Raw genomic sequence first — 20322 nt, 5'->3', positions numbered from 1 at the left:
CGTTAAGCAATTTTCTTTTTCCTTTCATAAAGTCATTGAATCCAATAGAGAAAAAATTCCTTATAATATATATACAGAAAAAATTGGAATTCATTTATCCATATTAATCTATAATAACTTACTTTCTTTGCAAATCTAAATCGTGTATTTGGGGCTACTTGACGTTTACGTATACACTCGCAATATAAAATCCGATTTATTAAATCCACATCAACATTAGAAGAAAGTCGGCCGACTAATACTAAACCCATAATCCAATCCTACAAGTAAGCCCTGTAGGGATTATTTGACGCTTGCATTCCTCCTAGACGAAATAAGATAAATCAATAAAATAGCAATCATCGAAATGGATGAATACCCAAATGTTTTTCCATAACCGACATACTTTGCAAGGTATCCAAGTCCTACTGATCCAATGGCCATGCCAAGATCCATAAATATTAAGAGCATTGAATTTGCTGTTACTTTTTTCTCTGGTGGAACAAGAGTTAAGGCCCATGCTTGGATAATCGGCTGTATGACAGCGTAGGCGATCCCAAATAAACATCCGGAAATCAGAACCCAACTAATGCTATTGGCGAAACTTAATAAAATTAATCCACATACTCCTGAAATAGCTCCAGGTATAATGAGGATTTTATGACCGTATTTATCGAAAATTCTTCCTGAGAAGCTTCTAACTATTACCATTGCTATCAACTGTGCAGTAAAAAACTGTGAAATCTTCCCTCCTAGATTTATTTCTTTACCGAAGGCCCCCATAAAATTTACAATTCCAGAAATCGCAAAATAATTTAATGCGATCAAAATGCTTGGGACAAGGACACGGCGGTCATACATATATTTGTAGAAAGGTTCATTAGTTGATGTTTGTTGACTTGCTGTTGTTCTAATACTGTCGTTTTTTATTAATAGACTGCAGATGAATGAAAAGAACATGAGAAAGAGAGTAATTACCAGCATGGATTTGAAAGAATAATTAGCTAAATATGAAATGGCGATCATCGGTCCAAGTGATGTTCCAATGCTGGTTGACATGGCGAAGAAAACCAGACCTTCCCCTAAACGGGAACTTGGGACCATACTGCTAGATAGGGTAAAGAGTAAATTTGTCAGCAGGCAGAATCCTATCCCTTGAAGCGCCCGAATAAAAATTAAAAATCCAATAGAATCTTTAAAAAAGATAAGTACAATGGTTGCCATAAAGTAAATAAGGGCAACAAGGAGGAGCACTTTCATATTTATCTTTTGTATAATTACACTAGCGAAGAATCGTGTGATGAGAGAGGCGGTCATTAAAGTTGTCGTCAATGTTCCAGCTATAGCAGGATTATTACTTATTGTTGATACATAGAGTGGAAATCCTGATGTAATCATATAAAAAGCAGCAAACATAACTAATGATGAAATAATGATTGAAGTATATTGACCTGTCCATAATTTGACTTTTGTTTGATTCAAGCTGAATTACCTCCACTAAACTTTTGAATTTTTTGGTAAATTCATGTCCTCTACTATTTTAACCTCTCCTTGGAGAGACTATGTGAACCTTTTAAAAGAAGGAATTCCTCCTTTATAAAACTAAAAAACACCCGCACACTCACGACTGAAGTCACGAGTGTGCAGGTGTTCGTTTTTGCTAAAAACTTCTCACAAGTTTCAAACTAATGAGAAGCTTCACTTAACCCTTATGTCAGAAAAATATTAGCATTTCACTTTTCTTGTATATTTAAATACTTCAATTTTTGTCGATATTCACTCATAATTTGTAGATATTTCCCGGGAATTTTGTTGAAATTTGAAAAATAATGATTTCTTTTAACTGTTGGGGTCGAGGGGTAGATTTTCAAATGTATCAGGTATCGCAATTTCCGTGGTTGCTTCTAATCTTTCTTTTTGTTCATACACAAGTTCTTTAGCTTTTTCATCTAAGTTCTTGGCCATATCGGGTCACGATATAAGCGATCCGCTGTCAGAGTGAACAAAGATACACGGATTGCCCTAATCTAGGAACTCATATCCTTTTACTAACCTTATTTTCGAAACATGGAGAAAATCTCTCCCCATATTCCTTTAGGCTTTTGTATCGCTTCTTCTAACCGTTTATTAAAATCATTTTGTGAACGCCATTCTTTTTCCAGTTCGTCCCGCATATTTTGTATTTCTTTTTGTAATAATTCACTTTTTCGCATTTCCTGTTGCAGCAAAGTTTCGTAATGATTATTTTGTTGTTCCGTTAATTTCTCAATCTTCGCATGAGTTTTTTGCGCTGAATTAGCTATACTGGAACTTATTACATGGTGATCTTGCTGAAGACGGGAAACCGTTAGTTTAAGCTGAGACATATCGTTTGTCAGTTGGACATTTATTTCACGAGTGGCAGCGAGTTCATTGACCAAAACCTTTAAAATCTCTTTTAATTGATTAGGGTCTTGCGGTAAATTTTCATATGTATCGGGTATCGCAATTTCCGTTTCATTGAATTCTACTAATCTTTCCTTTTGTTGATACGCAAGGTCTTTAGCTGTATCGTCAAGGGGCTTGTCCGTATCGCGTAGCGCTATAAGCGCTGCGACGTCAGATTGAACAAAAATACGCCGATCGCCATCTTTGAAAAACTCATATCCATTCCGTTCCAAGATTTGGCCATACTTTCGAACAGTAGGAGTTGCAATTCCCACTTCTTCTCCCACCTCTTTAGAAGAGAAAGCTTGTTCATTCAGTTGTATATCGCGTCGCATATCGGACCTCCTTTTCTATTAAATATGAAGGTTATTTGATATATTTGCAAGTTATATCGCCCAGCGATACGAACAAAAACAAGAGCAGATCAGTCGAAGAAAAGGCCTCCCACCAGTCAGTAACCAAATGAAAGACCTCCCTTTTCTCAAATGTAAGGGTTCCTTTTCTATTAAAAATCGTTTTAATATATACAAAACCCGATTTGCCTGTTCGGAAAAATCAGATTGATTATTATCTATCGCATCATTCGCATTAGGATTAATCTCCCTATCAAACAATTCATAATCCTTTATATCTAATAGATATCCTTTTCCTCTAACCGATTCAATAATGATTCCTAACGAAGAAGATTGTGATTGAAGTTCTTTGATCTCGGTGCGAATGGTTCTGTCACTCACACCAAGTTCTTTTGCCATCCATTCGGCTGTAACAGGTTCCTTCTCCTTCATTAAAGACAACACGATGTCTTTTTGTCGTTTCGACACCATTTATTTATCTACTACCTTTCTCCATGAGTTGATCGAATTTGTTATTAATAGTTTGTTCAAGAACACGTTCGAATGACTTAATTTATTGTACACCTCTTACAGCAGTTGTAAAAGAATATGAAAAGTCAAGGAAGACAGCGGATATTTTAAGTGGCTAACTTATTTATGGACTTTTGGGTAAAATACAGTTGTATTCTCATGGAGGTAGACAGATAAAACTTTGGAGGGATTTTGTATGAAACATTTTACAGAAGAAGAAAAGATAAAGATTTTATCTGACATTATAGCGATCAAGTCTATTAATGAAAACGAAATCGAAGTGGCAAATTACTTGAAAGATTTATTTGCTAAATACGGCATTGAATCTAAAATTGTTCCAGTTACAGACACTCGTGTTAACTTAGTGGCTGAAATTGGAAGCGGGAGTCCAGTCATTGGCGTTTCTGGTCATATGGATGTCGTTTCTCCTGGTGATGAAAGCGAGTGGACTTCAGATCCGTTCACATTGACAGAAAGAGACGGAAAATTATACGGACGTGGAACAAATGACATGAAAGCAGGTTTAGTAAACCTTGCTTTAGTGATGATTGAACTCAAAGAAAATAATGAACTAAAAAATGGTACTGTCCGTTTTATGGCAACGACTGGTGAAGAAGTCGGTCAAGCAGGTTCTGAAAAATTATACGATGAAGGCTATATGGATGATGTAGATTATCTATGGGTCGCTGAACCTTCTCATGATACGATTATTTACTCTCACAAAGGATCCCTTAACTTGCGTGTAACTTCTATTGGTGTAGCAGCACACAGTTCTATGCCTGACCAAGGCTATAACGCGATTAATCCATTGATGGAATATCTATTAGAAGTAGACGAAAAATTGAATGGAGATGATCGTAAAAATGAAGTTCTAGGTAAATTGGTGATGAGTACAACTATTTTTCATGCAGGAAACCAAGTAAACTCAGTTCCAGATAAAGCTGTAGCAGAAATAAACGTGCGGACGATTCCAGAATTTGATAACGATGAAGTAATTGACCTATTCAAAACCACAGCTAATAAATACAATAATGAAGGCTCTAATATCAATGTTGAAGTGACCATGTCATTACCAAGTGTTTTCACTTCAGGACAGTCTAAAATGGTTGATCTTGCTAAAGAACTCGGTAAAAAACATTTAGATTTAGATATTTCTGTTAAAGGTTCGCCTGGGGTGACGGATGCATCAAACTTATTACGAGGTAAAGATGACAACTTCCCGTTTATGATGTTTGGTCCAGGCGAAACAAAAATGGCACACAAAACAGATGAATATGTCTACAAAGATTACTACTTTGCATTCTTCGATATCTATAAAGAGTTAATTTTAGGATTATCGAAGTAAAAAGAGATTTTTTAAACAATAAAGAGGCCTTAGGGAAACTCTTATGCTTCGACACGCTTCCTGATCATTCCTTACTAACCAAACGTTTGATTAGTTCCGGGGAATGGAGAAAAGAATGTCAAAATATGCTCGACAAAACAAAAAGTCTTAATCCCTATAATCGGAGGAATTAAGAATTTTTATTTTATATACATAAGCAATAGTTTCTTAGACAATTTCTGATAGCTTTTCATTCCCCTGATCAATGTATAATTTTTTGACCTTAACATGTGACGGCAGCAGCGGATGATTGCGTATGATGTTGACAGTTTTTTGTACACTATCCGTTAAAGATTTGCCTCCCTGCAGCCATACGCTCACCTTACCCTCAGGAAATTCGGGCATACAATTTTTAAAAAGATAATCTAATGTTTGAATCTTGTCCTGTAATTCTTTGTTTCTATATATTTTCTTCAGTATATCCCCAGTATTCTTTTGATAATCATTTGTGGAGACCACAACGATTTCCTCAACATTATCCTGATACACAGCAATAATGATGTCCCTCATTAAATCGTCGTAGGGGTGTGAAACAACCGGCTGATATGTTTGTAAGATGATCGTGTTTTCCGGATTGGCATTGGTTTCTTCTTTAATGAATCGTTCTAATTTCTGCTCCATTCCAATCACAAATAGTACTTTTTTCTTTTCATCTCTAGACAACAAATTCACCCCATAAATGTTTTTAATTTTGTTCCAAAAAAAGTTTCCTGACTCTTTCTTATATGAAAAATGCGCGAGTCCGAACATTTCCTTCTGTTATTAACATAATTTGCTTTGCAGGTCGCTGGATAGCCTAAAGACCATTACTCGTTCCCCAGTTTGTGTACTAATATCGGTGTGAAAACTTACTACTTCTTCCCCTGTTATCGTTAAGATAATTTCTTTTAAATCATCCAGACCTGATTCCACTAAACTGTTGCGATGTTCTTTTACTGATAACAATCCTTCTTTATCCAGACATACAGTATATTCAGCAGCAGTTAATATACCGTGGAGTATTACAATTACCATATCCCGTAAGATATCCGATTTAACAGACACAGAGCCTCGTCCAAGATAATTTTTCTCCCAATGTGTTAAAGCTTTGCTTATTTCAGCTTCAATTGTTCCTTTTGTTTTTTCCATACCGATTCCTTTTCCTTTTTTCAAAATTTCATTTATAGATGGCAAAATATTGCCTATAATATTCTAAAAAACAATCTTTTCCGCCCATGTGACGCCTTTCGTTCGGAAAGCTTTTTATCATTGCTACAAAAGCAACGGAAAAAAAGCAGCCTTCACACTAAGGCATATATATATAAACCTGGAAAGAGGTTATGACCAACTCTCCCAGTGTCCTTCCGGATCAATGGACGCAAGCCGAATCCATCCGTTTTTTACTTTTTGGTGAAAGGCATGATCGTGGTCCAGCATCCGTTTCACATAGTCCAGCGGTGCTTGGATGACCACTAGCAAGCGCAGTGGCTCATGATATGCCTCTTCATCCGATTTCATAACAGACTGCCAGGGAAGTCCGGATAATAAGTCACTGGAGTTCCCCTGCATGACCCCGAGACCGGCTGTCACAGTTTGGGTTGTTTTATTCCCGCTGCCATAATAATGCGGGGCAACAGTAGATGCATAATATTGCAGGTTAATCCATTGAGCTACCGTTACCGGCCCGGAAATAATGTTGGCAAGAATAGCACCGTTTTTATCCTTCTTCCAGTTATAATTGTTGAGGAAAACTCTTCCTCCTAAATTACAGTCTTGGGTCAGCCGACGTTCCCCAATGATAAACGCAGCGTTACGTGCCAAGCCCCATTCCGGACGGACCTCACTCCAATCTTCTGAAATATGCTGCGCTTCAGCCTTCGGATTCTTGAAATGGGTTCCGAGATTTGGCAAGTGCACTATCCGCTCAGCATTGGCTTTCTCACTGACTTTTGGCAACGCGGCTTGAACACAAAGAAATGATTCTTTAGCTTCTTCTGATAGTTCTGGAACATAAAGCCAACGTAATTCATCAAGTGTGGTAATATGCTCGGCAGCTGCAAAAACGGTATCTTTCGGAATGATAATTCCCTCTGTTTCGAGGCTCTTCCTTACGTTTGGAAGATTACATAAGGCTGCCAGCACCCTCGCATTAAACCCACTTGATGCCCCTCCGCAAGCGCCGCAGTCGAGTGCAGAACGATATGGATTGTTCGTGCTGTAACTACCATGTCCGCAAATAACCACTAGTGGTGCAAAGTGATCAGTCAGCCCCATCATTTTTAGAGCTTGCCGTACATAGTGTACTTTTTCTTTCATCGAAAACCCAATAGGCAAATCTGTTTCCAATGTATCCATATGGTCAAGCGAGAGGTCCGTCGATGGTTTGTGCAGCCATGTTTCGTACAGTTTGCTTAATGTCCGTCCTGCATTTCGCGGAACAAAGCTGCGAGCCAGCATTTGCAGACTTAGCCAAGGACCGCTAATCTCCGGTAGCACCATACTGGAAACCAAATTATGTTTCATTGTTTTAAACGTATCACTTAGTGATCGGACCGCTTGATGTCGTTGTTGATAGGATTCGGAATCCAATGAAAACTCTTTTACTTTGTATTGCGGTTTAAACAGTACCGGTAAAGAGTTATGTGTGTGATTACTGCCAAGCTCGCAGGTTTCAATCGGTAATCCGAAAAAGCCTGCTGTTCCAAAGGTCTCAAAATTACCTGCTATTTCGAGTTTTCGGCGAAAAAGCTCTGATCGCACATCAATACAAAATACAAATTGGGCGAGTGCAGGTTTTACGCTTTCAGCAGCTCCGGTAGGCTGTTGGGATGTAATCATTTTCTTTAACTGGTCTTCATATGTTTTTTCCCAGGCTTCAAGCCAAATCCGATTGCGTAGAATCTTATCAAAACGATAGGCAAGGGTCAAACGTGCCTTTATTTCTGTAGAAGATAGTTGTGCCCAAGCATCGATTGGCAGGTTTCCCCATTCGGCCCAAACTGCAATCAATGGTTCTAAATGAACTTTATCTTTTCTTTTTTCAGGTAAGGGAAGCGAGGGGTTGACTAAGGCCCATTCAAGACAAATCCGAACAGCTAAATAATCAAAAAGCAGTGAACTTTCTTCAATTGATTGCTGTGAACGCCAAAGCATCATGCCACCCCATCCCGGTAAAGCAAGGAAATGTGCCTCAAAATAGTCTTGAATTTCTAAAAAGGGAATGTCGAGTTCGAGCAAAACTTCCATTAAGGCCGCGCCTGCTTCTTCCGGCAGCTCACTTAGTTGTTTACGTATCTTACGGCTAAGTGCCGGGTCATGCCGGACTAGTTTCCTCCATGCTTGATAGAAACCCCCTTCTCGACTGGGCATAGACCAGACAGCCTGGGACTCATTCAAAAACAATTTACACCACTTGATCATATGGCGGTTAAGTTCGTGGGCTGCCTTCGCCCTTCCCAGCTGTTCCAAGCGCTGGCTATAAGTTTTAACCGAATGTTTTTCAGTCATTTGCGATGTAAAACGGTTTAGTTTTCTTGCCATGCTTTTTATCTCAGGTGCTTCCAAAATGCTGGAAGATGGTTGGTTTTGCAAAAGTGCAATTCGGCAGAATCGCTCTGCTTCCTCACGCGGCAGCTCCAAAGATTGTGAGTTTAACCACTGTTGAATTCCTTTTTCTAAAAACTCCTGATGAATCTGACCTCGATTTCGTGCAGACTGAAATACGGAATCATTGGGGTAGATATCTACATCACAAGTTTTCTTAAGCCACCGCGCAGTTTTTTCAAATGGCTGTCCTTCTAAGCCTACCCAGGGGTTGCGTGCGGCAAACGTAGTAATTGGCCCAAGCGGTGCAATGACACTGCTGGCTGATTTCACCAAGTCAATCAGATTAATATCCAGGGTATCAGGCTGCTTTTCCCAATGTAATGTTTTTGCTAATGTTGTATTCATCGTAAATGACCTCCTCTAAAGAATGATTGTGTCAAATACTTCGGATGACTTTCGACTAAATCCTTTCGAGGCTCACCTAATCGTACAAGCCAGAGATAAATGACAGCATAGGCAGTTGATGAACGATGACGAGCCAGCCAAACACCTGCTGTACTACCGGCCAATAGGATAATCAAGAGCAAAATGGCCGCCGGTGCCTGTGCTTGAATTCCTTTTGGGATTGAATCCTGTAACACATCATAAAAAGTATCATGTACCAAACTGTATACAATTGTCGCTGTAATAACCAAAGAAAATCCCGCAATACGCCCAACACGTCCGTATCCAAAAGCCACGAGCTTAGTCCATGCCAAAGAAACCGACCATCCTAGCGTAAGAGCGCTTATTAATTGATAACTCTCTCCAGGAGAAGACAGCCAAATAACTAGTGCGACCATGAGGCCTAAAATACCGCCAGTGATGGTCCAGAATAATGACGCTGGCTGGTGCGTCCCAGAGGCAGGCACCTTGTTGTGATGAAGCACAGAGCCAGACTGTAAGAAAAGGGTTGATTTGAATAAACCATGTAGGACAGCGTGGATAATGGCTGCCAAATATGCACCTAATGCACATTGGATTAACATGAACCCCATCTGAGCAATCGTGGAACCGACCAGCTGCCGTTTATAATCAACGTGAACCAGCATAATTCCGGTCCCTATAATGACGGAAACACTGGACAATAGAAGCAAAACAAGTTGGGCTATATCTCCGCTAAAAAGCGGTGAGAACCGAGTCAGGATAATTCCGCCTGCATTCACTAATCCCGCATGCATTACCGCGGATACAGGCGTTGGAGCCACTACTGAATCTAACAGCCAGCGTTGAAAAGGCCATTGTGCTGCTGGAATCAAGACAGCTAGAATCAGCAGAAGATTAATACAAGTCCTTTCCCAGGAATCAAGCTGTGCAAGACTGCTTTTGGTAAGGATGAGTGATAGCTGCCAATGCCCTGTGACTTGGGTTACCCAAATGACAGCTCCGAGGAGGAAAAGCCAGCCTAGTGCAAAGTGACGGCCAGATTGCTTAGCTGCGTTTCTAGCCACACTCCACTCTTTTTTTAATCTGATAAGCAGTGTCAGTCCCAGGAGTGTAAATCCCCAGCAAACCAGCAATAGGCGAAGATCATTACTCAGCCAGGCACCTGAATCAACAGTCGTAGTAATAGTTAGCAGGGCAAAATATTTTCGATAGGCATGATCACCGAGTAAGTAACGAACAGAATAGCGCTGCACGATAAAACCAATGGTTAGAACAAACAATGCCAGCAGCCATGATAAAGAGTCAAACCGCCAAGGGCCATAAATCATGGTCTCCTTGGTCGTAACAAGGGCCAACAAGGCAGCAATCGGGGGCAACAATATGATACCGACGTGAAACCGCACAAAAGACAGCGGAACCCTTGGGTATAACAGCAATAGCGCGCTGAGCACCGATATGGCAAGCAATACGAAAAATATTTCTGGCAGAGAAATTAACATTCTACCTCCCCCCATCAATGGATGGAAGAAACCAACATTCCGAAAAGATGATTTTGACTATTTCCTTCATTACACCGCATTCCTTTCTGTTTATTTTAAAAAACAAAAAAACCGACAATTTTTAAGTATAATGGTCAAAACCATTAAACTTTGAAAATTGTCGGTTTACTTTTAACGGGCCCAATCAGGCCATTTAATCGTCTACCTAATTATATAATCTTACTTCTTTCCAATAAGGAAGTATATTTACAGTTTTCCTCTTTGTAATAGATTTACTTTTTCATAGTGCCAATAGATCATTATTAACCTTATGCTAAAGTTATCTATTTACTTAGAAAATCAATTAAACAATTAATTTATGATAGTAATGTTACTATTTATCAAACATTTCGTCAAGTTGTAACCCAGCATCTTCCCAAGTGTTAAAACCACCCTTAGTCTTTCGTAGTCTTTTCGTTTGGTTACACTTACGACCTCATTTATGTTTTAAGACACACGAACACGTCACTTCTTGCCGAAGCAGGCGTCACTCTCGAACAAACATGGATCGTTTAGGTCATACTGACGATCAAATTACGAAAAATATGTATCTCCACGTAACGCAAGAAATGAAAAAAGAGGCCTCTCAAAAATTCGCTGAACTTATGAGAAGCCTCCGTTAATTTACCTCAATGTTTGCATTCCACTCTCATCTTACTCCAAAACCCAATCATATCAAGGGTTTGATGGCGTTGTTACATCATGCCGCCGGTAAGTTGTGAGAGTGTTATATCGTTAACGATAGGTGCAAAAAGTGCGGTAAATCAATGTTTTGGATATTACTGGTTGTAACATCTTTAACGTCGATTTACCGTTTTTTATCGAATTGCGTTAGCAAAATGTTAGCGTGTTAGTTTGTTTATACAATTAAAGTTCATACAATTTTATTATAAAGATCAAATAACACTTTGGGTAATTCTGGGTTTTTTGAAAGTTTTCCAAAATTGAAATATTCTTGGACATACTGTAAATCTTCTTTTTCACAAGCTAATACAAAACATAAATAAAAAATTGAAATTCCACTCGTGACCGATTCCCATCGTTTCTCATGCATTGACAACCACTTTTCTCCAAGAGTTTTAATAATTTCTTTTCTTGATTCTAAGGATTCCTTCAATTTTTCGATAGTATCAATTCCAAAGAAACTTAGTTGATTAATTCTTTTTGCAATATATCTTTCATCTGTATATTCAACGGTAATTGCCTTAGTTATAATCATAAAATGTTGCTCGATTTCATAAACTATTTTATCTTCCTGCAGAAATTCCTTTAATGAAATATTATCTATAAATAAATTTAAATTTTGGGATTTAATTTGTTCTTTAACTTCAATTGTATACTTTTTTATTTCTTCTTTTATTCTTATGAATTCGATATCTGCTAATTCCAATAAACCTGCTATCCTGGAGAACTTTCTTCTCATATCAACAGGAATTTCAATTGCACTCTTATATCCAATATCATGTTCAATTTCTGCCCATGCATGTTGCAAAATAGATCTAATTTGAATTTCAAAATTAATCTCATTAAACCTTGAATACTCAGGTAGGGATGCTCTTGGCTCTGTTAATTTAATAATATAATGGAGTGATGAGTACCCAAAAGAGTCGAAATTTTTATTCCTTTTATCACATGAGTTATTTTCGTCTACATGAAACTGAGTTTTAACAATATTAGCAATTGTATCAACATCATCTTCGAAATATGTTATAACTCTTAGACCCAGAGTATCAGTAATTTTATCTAAACCCGTATATTTATCTTCTTTACTATCAATTTTCTTAGATAAACTATTCCTGTCTTTTACCCTTGATTCAATACCATGAATAGTAATCCCGTTTTCCTTAATCAAGGAAAATATTAAATCTCTCAATTTTTTCTCGTATTCCAAGTATATTATTTTCTTTTGGTCATATTCATTTAAAATTACTTCTTTCAAAACTCTTCCCCCTCATCGAACTTAACCCTTTTCACTTTACCTTGGTGCGTAACAATCTTTGTCTCTCCGTGAACAGGTAGTTCGGTGAGTCTGGCATTCAGTTACACACAACAACAGAAAAATATCCATTTTGCACCATTATATCAATCTCCAACTTCATTATGCTATGATTATTATCTATTTTTATTAACCTTTAAAAATTTAGTGTTGACGATATCGAGAATAACATCCTTTATAAAAAGTATTTAGGACGGGAGAAAATAGCCGAATTCTTAGCTCCTGTATCCGCTATGGGCCTTTATATGAATTAGAAAGGTTTTACCTTCTTGTCTTCTCTTGAATATGCTCTACCGAATTATGCGCTTTAAAATGGTCCTATATTTCAATAACATAAAAAAACCACTCCCTAATTTTTATAGGAAGTGGTTTTTGCTATTGATATAAATTATTTACATGACTACTTCTCAAAATGGGTGAAAAATAGCAATAACTATTTCTCAAATGTATGGCTCAAAAGCCTTACATCATGCCGCCCATTCCACCCATGCCGCCCATGTCAGGCATACCCATGCCTGAGCCAGCTGGTTCTGGTTTGTCAGCAACAACTGCTTCAGTTGTTAAGAACATAGCCGCTACAGATGCAGCATTTTGTAATGCATAACGAGTAACTTTAGTTGGGTCAACGATACCAGCTTGGATCATATTTACCCATTCGCCGGTTGCAGCGTTGAAACCAGTACCGATTTCTTCGCGCTTTAAGCGGTCAACGATAACAGATCCTTCAAGACCAGCGTTGTGAGCGATTGTACGTACAGGCTCTTCCATCGCACGTAATACGATGTTGATACCAGTTGCTACGTCGCCTTCAGCTACGATTTCAGCCACTTTGCTGTATACGTTAAGAAGGGCTACACCACCACCGGATACGATACCTTCTTCAACTGCAGCACGAGTTGAGTTCAAAGCGTCTTCGATACGAAGTTTGCGCTCTTTTAATTCAGTTTCAGTTGCAGCACCAACTTTGATTACTGCTACACCGCCAGCTAATTTAGCTAAGCGCTCTTGTAATTTTTCACGGTCAAATTCAGAAGTAGTTTCTTCTAATTGAACACGGATTTGGTTTACACGAGCTGCGATTTCAGCAGAATCTCCTGCACCTTCAACGATCGTTGTATTTTCTTTAGTAACAACAACTTTAGCCGCACGGCCTAAAGAGTTGATCGTTGTAGTTTTAAGTTCACGGCCTAACTCTTCAGTAATTACTTCCCCGCCAGTTAGAGCAGCGATATCTTCTAGCATTGCTTTACGACGGTCACCAAAGCCTGGAGCTTTAACAGCAACAGCATTGAATGTTCCGCGAAGTTTGTTCACTACTAGAGTAGAAAGTGCTTCACCTTCAACATCTTCAGCAACTAATAATAGCGGCTTGCCTTGTTGAACCACTTGCTCAAGAACAGGAAGGATTTCTTGAATGCTAGAAATCTTCTTGTCTGTAATTAAGATATATGGATTTTCTAAAACAGCTTCCATTTTATCTGTGTTAGTTACCATGTAAGCAGAAGTGTAACCACGGTCGAACTGCATACCTTCTACTACATCCAATTCAGTTGTGAAGCCTTTAGATTCTTCAATTGTGATAACGCCGTCGTTGCCAACGCGCTCCATTGCTTCAGCAATTAATTGGCCCACTTCTTCGTCAGCTGCAGAGATGGAAGCAACCTGTGCGATAGAAGCTTTGTTTTCGATTGGTTTAGAAATTGCTTTTAATTCTTCTACTGCTGTTACAACTGCTTTTTCAATCCCTTTACGGATACCCATTGGGTTTGCCCCAGCAGTTACGTTCTTTAAGCCTTCACGAATCATCGCTTGAGCTAGAACAGTTGCAGTAGTTGTACCGTCACCGGCAACATCGTTTGTTTTGCTTGCTACTTCAGCAACAAGTTTCGCACCCATGTTTTCGAATGCATCTTCTAATTCGATTTCTTTTGCAATCGTTACACCATCATTAGTGATAAGTGGTGAACCAAATTTTTTCTCAAGAACCACGTTGCGTCCTTTAGGTCCAAGAGTAACTTTTACTGCATTTGCTAGAGCATCAACACCACGAAGCATTGCGCGGCGTGCATCTTCACTAAACATAATCTCTTTAGCCATTATATAAAAACCTCCTCATTATCTTTTCAAATCTTTGTATTTTTAAGTAATATCTTAAGCGCCAACGACTGCAAGAATATCAGATTCGCGTAAGATTAAATATTCAGTTCCTTGGTATTTCACTTCTGTACCGCCGTATTTTGAGAAGATAATACGATCACCTACAGAAACTTCAAGTGCTACACGCTCTCCGCTTTCAAGTACGCGGCCAGTACCCACGGCAACAACTTTTCCTTCTTGAGGCTTTTCTTTCGCTGAATCCGGTAATACGATCCCGCTTGCAGTTTTTTCTTCTGATTCAACAAGCTCAATGATAATACGATCACCTAATGGTCTTAACAAATCAAACAACCTCCTCAAAGATATATGTAATTCTGACTTATTAGCACTCTCGATTAATGAGTGCTAACACAATTATTATAATAATGAATCTCAAATTTTTTTGCAAGTGTGAAGCATAAATTTTTACAAAAAAAAATCGAAAAGCGGAAGCGCCTTGGTCAGGGGCGTGAGTCTAGACGAGACGGCGAGAAGGTTGCTCTTTAACCTTCTTGACGGTTTGGCTTATGACCCGAGCCCCTAGGCGCTGGAGCTAGACAATTATTCGTTTAGACAACCTTATAAAGTATGTATAAAACATTATTTTCTATACCTATTTATTTAAAAAGTCTTTCTAAATTGAAACAAAGCCCATTTTATGAGTAAATGAAGAATAGCATATATGAAAGGTTAGGCAATTTTGTACTTTGTAAATGTTTATTAATTACCTATTCGTCAAAAATATAAAATGACATCCAAAGGAGACTAGATTATTTGAAACGGGACTATTGGATAATCCTTATTGTTTATATCGCGATGCAGTTTTCCAGTCTAATCGGAATACCTTTATTTTTGTACGGCTTTAACTATTTTGGAATAAACCAAAGTCTGGCTGTTCCTTCCTGGCTGCTAACAAGTTTTACGCTTGCCCTTTTGATTATTATTTTTATTTTACGGAAGGAAATGAACAACCGCAGCTTCAGAAAAAAGGAGGGGTCTTTCGGAAATTCGGTGATATGGGCAATTTCCGGTATCTTCTTGGCGTTATTTGCCCAGTACGCTGCCGCCATCATTGAGCATCTATTAGGGGTGGGTACGGGGTCTGAAAACACAAAGGAAATTCTAACTATTATCGAGGCCTTTCCTTTGGCAATCATTGTCACGAGCATCATTGGACCGATTTTAGAAGAAATTGTTTTTCGAAAAATTATTTTTGGATCTCTTCATAATCGCTATAATTTCTTCATCTCTGCCCTTATCAGTTCGGTCATTTTTGCCGCGGCGCATATGGAGTTCCAACACATTCTTCTTTATTCTGCTATGGGCTTTACGTTCGCCTTTCTTTATGTAAAAACAAAATCGATTTTTGTATCTATATTTGCTCATGTTGCAATGAACACCATGGTAGTCTTAGTCCAGTCAGTTTACAAGGACGATATTGAGAGACTACTGCGCGAGGCCCAGGCCGTTCAAAACTTTATCGGAGGATTTTTATGAAACGTTCACCTTTGTTTTCAGGTTTTATTTACTTTTTGCTTGGCGGATTATTTACTTACTTTGCCATGGATAATGTTCAAAAAAACGGCTGGGGGTTTTTCAGTTACCTCCTCGTTTTATTAGCAACCTTTGATTTTGGCTCCGGCCTAAAAATGATCATCTTTCACTTTAAATACAAAGATAAACTGAAGAAAAAATAAAAGACGAAGCTGCCCTAAAAATAACTCTTTTGGGGCAGCTTTTTTTAATTCGCTGATTGGAAGCTGAAATTCGCCGATTGGAAGTCCAAATTCGCCGATTGGATCCTCATATCCGCTGATAGAACATGTAAATTCGCTGATAGAATATCTCACAGCCCTGAAAATATCAAAAATAGAGGACAGAAAACTATTTCGCTGCTACGATCGAGCACTATTAATCATGAATTAGTTCAAATCACCAAAAAATCTACTTTTCACAAAAGAAAACTGACTCAAATGGCTATTTTTACACCTTTTTGAATCAGCCACTCTTTTCAAACAACTATTTCAACACTTGCTCCTTATTTATGACCATCCGTTCTTTCCCCAGGATTAAGATAAACAGGAAGGCTAGCCCTGCTGGGACGAGTGCCCATGTAAAGGTGTGGACGATGGAACTAGAGAGTGCGTCTGTTATTTTATCGAGAATTTGTGGAGGGATCAGTTTTCTTGCTTCTTCGGATAATAAGGCACGCGAATCTCCTAGCGTCTGCCCGTTTGGAATTGCACCCATTCCTGCAAAGGCATGATCCAGACCCTCTTTGAAATTACTTCTCTGGACCGTACCAAAAATGGTAATCCCGATTGTCATGCCTAAAGAACGAATAAAGTTACTCGTCGATGTCGCAGAGCCCCTTTGCTCCATCCCAAACGGATGAATCGCAGCCATACTTAATACAGAAAACGAGAAGCCTACCCCTAATCCAATAATAATCATGTAAAGAGTCAGCATTGCTCTTTTTGTATCCGGTGAAATCGTGCTTAATAACAATAAACCAGCAATCAAAATAACCCCGGATATAAACATAATGTTACGGTAGCTCATCTTGGTCGTTAAAAATCCCCCCGCTTGTGCGGTAATCACCGAGCCGAGCATCATTGGTAATAAAATCAAGCCTGAATTGGTGGCAGTGCCGCCGTAAACCCCTTGCACAAAAATGGGGATATACACGGTAGCAGCCATAAATGCCGCCCCGTAAAATAAGCCAACGATTGTACTTCCTGCGAACAAGCGGTTCCTAAACATAGCGAAGGAAATTATCGGGTCATTTGCTTTTGTCTCCACAAATAAAAAGATCAAAAACAGAATGGCAAATCCAGTAAATAAGCTGACAATCACCGTGGAGTCCCAGTCATACTTTTGTCCCCCGAGTTCAAGTGCAAACATTAAACAAACGACCGCACCAACCAAGGTCACTGCCCCTGACCAATCAATGATTTGCTTTTTATGAATGGGCGATTCCTTATAAGCGATCGCGATAAAAATAAGTGATAGAATTCCAAGCGGCATGTTAATATAGAAAATCCAATGCCAGCTGATATAATCTGTTATATACGCACCAAGCAATGGACCAAAAATACTCGACAAGCCAAACACAGCACCGAACAAGCCGCCCATTTTTCCTCGCTTTTCAGGCGGAAACAGGTCAAACATAATCGTAAAGGCAATTGGAACAAGCGCACCGCCGCCAATCCCCTGAATCGCACGATAAATGCTTAATTGAGTGATTGTTTCAGCAGTCCCGCATAAGGCCGATCCCACCATAAATAATACCAAACCAAAGATAAAGAATTTTTTTCGGCCGTACATATCAGATAGTTTTCCGAAAATCGGCATCCCCGCCATCTCAGCTACCATGTATGCCGAGACGACCCAGACAAAGCTTTCCAGACCACCGAGATCACCAACAATTGTCCCCATCGCAGTAACAACAATTGTATTATCCATGGAGGCCATCAAAATCCCTAGCAATAACCCCGCAACCACTAATCCTAATTTACTTTCCTTCGTGACCATCACATTTCTCCTTTATATCTTAGTCATCGTTTTTATCGTCGCCTTTGGGTCTTGTGTGAAATCGTCCCTATACTCCACCACACCGATTTGGCAGCCGGGGCCGATTTTCACTATATTGCCTCGAACCATATCAGCCTTGGTATTTTCAAGATAGATGTCATCCCCTTCGATGACTTTCGCAACCAGTGATCCTACCTCTCTTCCAAACGGCAGGAGTGAGTTACTCCTTTTTTTCACGGTTATTTTCCCGCCGCCGATTTCCTCAGCAGAGCTCTGCCCAAAACGCAGACCCACCTTAATCGTATCCGCAGTTAGTAAGCCTTTGATTTCAAAGCCGCCACTGGAGTCGAACTTGTCATACTCTACATCGCCATTCACTGCAATACTTCCTTTAATGTTTGCTTCATCTCCTGTAAGCCTTTGGCCCACTTCCAGCAATCCGAGGATCTTTATTTTCTTCAAATGAGCGTTGCCGCCAATCATCATTGATCCCATGACAAGGGTATCCTCGGCCTCCATATTCATTTTGACCTCTGCCTCGCCAAATATTTTTACCGAGCCTGTTTTGAGATTTTCAACCGCTTCACTCGTACCGTATACATGGAAAGTCAAGCTTTCCACATCGTTAACAATTGTCCCTTCGCCACGGATACTGACTTTGTCGTATCGGCCGCCGGGGTAACTCCCTGTGCCATTAATAATAAGATTTTCACTTCGCTTCATTTTCTTATCCTCCTTTAAACCTTTCTGTTCTCAGCTACAACGGCCTTTTTATCGATTGAACATTCCTCTGTGTATTCCACCAAACCGACCTGACAATTAGGGCCAATCCTCACCTGATTCCCACGGACGATTTTGGCGATGGTATTTTGGATTTCAATTTTGTCGCCCTCAATTAATTCTGTTTCAAGCTGTGGTTTAAAGAAGGATTTAAGCAAATTCCCGACTAAGGAGCCCTTCGCCTTAACTGTAATTGATTGACCGCCGATTTCTTTTGCAAAACACGCTCCAAACATCTTTATGTCAATATGGTCTGCATTTAGAAGTCCGCCAATTGTAAACTGAGATTCCGCTTTAAAAATTTCCGCTTCACAATCCTCATCGACCGTAAATGCGCCCTGAATTTTTATTTCCTCACATTTAACCCTTCCACCAACGTTTGCCTTACCGGACACCTTTAATTTTTCTGCGGTCAGATTCTTGTCGATTCTCGCCGACCCATCAATCGTTAGGGTCTGGCTGTCGAAATTCCCTCTGAACCTTGCATGACCGTTCACTTTTGCCTTTTCAGAAATGACGTTTCCATTCATGGTACCGGAACCATTACAATCAAATTCGACGCATTCTATATCATTATTAACTGTCCCTCTGCCGTTTAAAGTGACAACCCGGAACTGTCCCCCATTGGATGCACCGAAGCCATTAATAACCAAGTCTCCCCTGCTTTTCGTATCCATATTGTCATTCTCCTCTATAATAATTTCGCTTTTATTTCTTCCATGCATGTCATCAGCGACAGCGTTGCGACCACTTTCGTTCCCCGTTCAAAATGGTATTCATCTGAATTAATTAGTAACAAACAGGATGACATGCCAAGCTTTCTCGTCATCACTAATTGACAGCTTTTTTGCTTGATTTCTGCGCCATAATCCTTTAACACCTGCAGGACCATTTTGCCTTCCTCCAGGTTAATTTCACCTGACTGAAGCAGTTTTTCTAACACAAACACTTCTAGCATTCTTGTAAAATTGAATTGAAGACCGCCTTTTTCCTGTTCAAGGTAAAAATCGACAACGGCTGTCGAAACAATGTTACGTTTTATTAATTCATCTTTGGTATAATTTAGATTCGTTACATTCGGTGAAAACATGTCAGCCAATTCATCTAAGGATAAGTTTTCTTTCATCGTTTGGATTTTTTCAATTCTTTCTAAGATCTTTTCCTTTGGAAAAAAAGTCTCCTGACCCGTAAAGGTGGACTTGCGGACAAACCATTCTTCGGGTATAAGGTCCTTTCGTTTCCATCTATAAAGCTGTCCATAGGATATTCCAGCTAATTCTAATAGGTCTTTCTTTGAGATTAACTCCTCGCTCATCATAAAAACCCCTTTCTAAAAACAATGTAACATAACACTGTTACGCATGTAAAGCCCAAATAAACTTTCCTATGTTTCTCAACTTATCCTTCAAAAAAAAGAGCCCTTCACTTATTTGTGAAGGGGTTCCGTTTTCTGGAGCAAAGCTGGCCGATAAAAAGCTACTGTTCCCCGCATCTTAGGATCAGAGGATCCGCACTTATCGGTTGGGGAATCAGGTTATGCATCCGAGCTGCTAAATAGACGGAAAAATTCCGCTTAATTAGTCATTATTATAAAAAAAGGCTTAAATAGACGGAGAGATTCCGCCTATTGGCTCGAAATATTTGAAAATAGGAGATTTTACTTTGCATAACCGAAAAACCTCCGCTTATATACCCCGAAACGACCTCCATTTTGCATTTAGCCGGAAAATCTCC

Annotated in this window: 18 protein-coding genes and 2 pseudogenes; 4 read left to right on the top strand and 16 right to left on the bottom strand. The window is 39.3% G+C overall.

Features of this window, described 5'->3' with window-relative positions:
* Window positions 1–282: 282 nt before the first annotated feature.
* The 4 genes from BDR01S_RS22285 to BDR01S_RS22275 all read right to left on the bottom strand — a co-directional run bounded on the left by BDR01S_RS22285 (window position 283) and on the right by BDR01S_RS22275 (window position 3227).
* Entirely contained in the window at window positions 283–1461 is a 1179-nt protein-coding gene (locus BDR01S_RS22285; RefSeq protein WP_066249674.1) for an MFS transporter, read from the bottom strand.
* Window positions 1462–1818: 357 nt separating this feature from the next.
* The gene (locus BDR01S_RS26555; RefSeq protein WP_268874706.1) at window positions 1819–1944 is read right to left on the bottom strand and encodes a hypothetical protein; all 126 of its coding nucleotides are present in this window, start codon (window positions 1942–1944) and stop codon (window positions 1819–1821) included.
* A gap of 89 nt (window positions 1945–2033) precedes the next feature.
* Window positions 2034–2741: an SH3 domain-containing protein gene (locus tag BDR01S_RS22280; protein ID WP_066249669.1), complete on the bottom strand. Its 708-nt coding sequence runs from the start codon at window positions 2739–2741 to the stop codon at window positions 2034–2036.
* A gap of 51 nt (window positions 2742–2792) precedes the next feature.
* Window positions 2793–3227 (bottom strand): HTH domain-containing protein, encoded by a 435-nt coding sequence (locus tag BDR01S_RS22275; RefSeq protein ID WP_235846638.1) that lies wholly within the window; start codon window positions 3225–3227, stop codon window positions 2793–2795.
* A gap of 238 nt (window positions 3228–3465) precedes the next feature.
* Between BDR01S_RS22275 and BDR01S_RS22270 the strand changes: the two genes are divergently transcribed.
* Window positions 3466–4614, top strand: a complete 1149-nt coding sequence (locus BDR01S_RS22270) for an ArgE/DapE family deacylase (protein WP_066249661.1) — start codon at window positions 3466–3468, stop codon at window positions 4612–4614.
* Between the two features lie 207 nt (window positions 4615–4821).
* On the opposite strand, the gene BDR01S_RS22265 is transcribed toward BDR01S_RS22270, so the two are convergent.
* The 4 genes from BDR01S_RS22265 to BDR01S_RS22250 all read right to left on the bottom strand — a co-directional run bounded on the left by BDR01S_RS22265 (window position 4822) and on the right by BDR01S_RS22250 (window position 10103).
* Window positions 4822–5316 (bottom strand): carbonic anhydrase, encoded by a 495-nt coding sequence (locus BDR01S_RS22265; RefSeq protein ID WP_066363337.1) that lies wholly within the window; start codon window positions 5314–5316, stop codon window positions 4822–4824.
* A gap of 99 nt (window positions 5317–5415) precedes the next feature.
* Window positions 5416–5781 (bottom strand): Na-translocating system protein MpsC family protein, encoded by a 366-nt coding sequence (locus BDR01S_RS22260; RefSeq protein ID WP_066259569.1) that lies wholly within the window; start codon window positions 5779–5781, stop codon window positions 5416–5418.
* 189 nt (window positions 5782–5970) lie between these two features.
* Window positions 5971–8583 carry a DUF2309 domain-containing protein gene (locus BDR01S_RS22255; protein ID WP_066249658.1) on the bottom strand — a complete coding sequence of 871 codons (2613 nt, stop codon included), beginning with the start codon at window positions 8581–8583 and terminating at the stop codon, window positions 5971–5973.
* Entirely contained in the window at window positions 8580–10103 is a 1524-nt protein-coding gene (locus BDR01S_RS22250) for an NADH dehydrogenase subunit 5 (protein WP_066249657.1), read from the bottom strand. The genes BDR01S_RS22255 and BDR01S_RS22250 overlap by 4 nt, the downstream gene beginning before the upstream one ends.
* Before the next feature lie 486 nt (window positions 10104–10589).
* On the opposite strand from BDR01S_RS22250, the pseudogene BDR01S_RS26760 reads away from it, so the two are divergent.
* Window positions 10590–10765 (top strand): annotated as a pseudogene (locus BDR01S_RS26760) (site-specific integrase); the annotation flags it as partial.
* Window positions 10766–11016: 251 nt separating this feature from the next.
* Here BDR01S_RS26760 and BDR01S_RS22245 read toward each other — a convergent pair.
* The 4 genes and pseudogenes from BDR01S_RS22245 to groES form a co-directional block, all read right to left on the bottom strand.
* Window positions 11017–12081 carry a GTP pyrophosphokinase gene (locus tag BDR01S_RS22245; RefSeq protein ID WP_015592132.1) on the bottom strand — a complete coding sequence of 355 codons (1065 nt, stop codon included), beginning with the start codon at window positions 12079–12081 and terminating at the stop codon, window positions 11017–11019.
* A pseudogene (locus BDR01S_RS25935) lies at window positions 12078–12220 on the bottom strand (XtrA/YqaO family protein). The gene BDR01S_RS22245 and the pseudogene BDR01S_RS25935 overlap by 4 nt, the downstream one beginning before the upstream one ends.
* A gap of 380 nt (window positions 12221–12600) precedes the next feature.
* Window positions 12601–14235 (bottom strand): chaperonin GroEL, encoded by a 1635-nt coding sequence (gene groL / locus BDR01S_RS22240; protein ID WP_066249652.1) that lies wholly within the window; start codon window positions 14233–14235, stop codon window positions 12601–12603.
* 54 nt (window positions 14236–14289) lie between these two features.
* Entirely contained in the window at window positions 14290–14577 is a 288-nt protein-coding gene (gene groES, locus BDR01S_RS22235; protein ID WP_026565252.1) for a co-chaperone GroES, read from the bottom strand.
* A gap of 471 nt (window positions 14578–15048) precedes the next feature.
* Between groES and BDR01S_RS22230 the strand changes: the two genes are divergently transcribed.
* Together BDR01S_RS22230 and BDR01S_RS22225 are read left to right on the top strand one after the other, a co-directional pair.
* Window positions 15049–15771, top strand: a complete 723-nt coding sequence (locus BDR01S_RS22230) for a CPBP family intramembrane glutamic endopeptidase (RefSeq protein ID WP_066249649.1) — start codon at window positions 15049–15051, stop codon at window positions 15769–15771.
* Window positions 15768–15971 (top strand): YdiK family protein, encoded by a 204-nt coding sequence (locus BDR01S_RS22225; protein ID WP_066249648.1) that lies wholly within the window; start codon window positions 15768–15770, stop codon window positions 15969–15971. Before BDR01S_RS22230 ends, BDR01S_RS22225 begins: the two co-directional genes overlap by 4 nt.
* Window positions 15972–16293: 322 nt before the next feature.
* Here BDR01S_RS22225 and BDR01S_RS22220 read toward each other — a convergent pair whose 3' ends face one another.
* The 4 genes from BDR01S_RS22220 to BDR01S_RS22205 are packed head-to-tail and all read right to left on the bottom strand — an operon-like array spanning window position 16294 to window position 19903.
* On the bottom strand, window positions 16294–17808 hold the full coding sequence (locus tag BDR01S_RS22220; protein ID WP_066249645.1) for an MDR family MFS transporter: 1515 nt from the start codon (window positions 17806–17808) through the stop codon (window positions 16294–16296).
* 12 nt (window positions 17809–17820) lie between these two features.
* Window positions 17821–18531: a cytoplasmic protein gene (locus BDR01S_RS22215; protein ID WP_066249642.1), complete on the bottom strand. Its 711-nt coding sequence runs from the start codon at window positions 18529–18531 to the stop codon at window positions 17821–17823.
* A 14-nt stretch (window positions 18532–18545) separates the two neighbouring features.
* Window positions 18546–19265, bottom strand: coding sequence for a polymer-forming cytoskeletal protein (locus BDR01S_RS22210; RefSeq protein WP_066249638.1), 720 nt, complete (start codon window positions 19263–19265; stop codon window positions 18546–18548).
* A 14-nt stretch (window positions 19266–19279) separates the two neighbouring features.
* Complete coding sequence (locus BDR01S_RS22205) at window positions 19280–19903, bottom strand: YhbD family protein (RefSeq protein ID WP_066249635.1); 624 nt, start codon at window positions 19901–19903, stop codon at window positions 19280–19282.
* Window positions 19904–20322: the final 419 nt, after the last annotated feature.

It is taken from the genome of Neobacillus drentensis NBRC 102427, assembly GCF_001591445.1.
Lineage (GTDB): Bacteria > Bacillota > Bacilli > Bacillales > Cytobacillaceae > Neobacillus > Neobacillus drentensis.
This window is presented reverse-complemented; position numbering and strand designations above follow the sequence as displayed.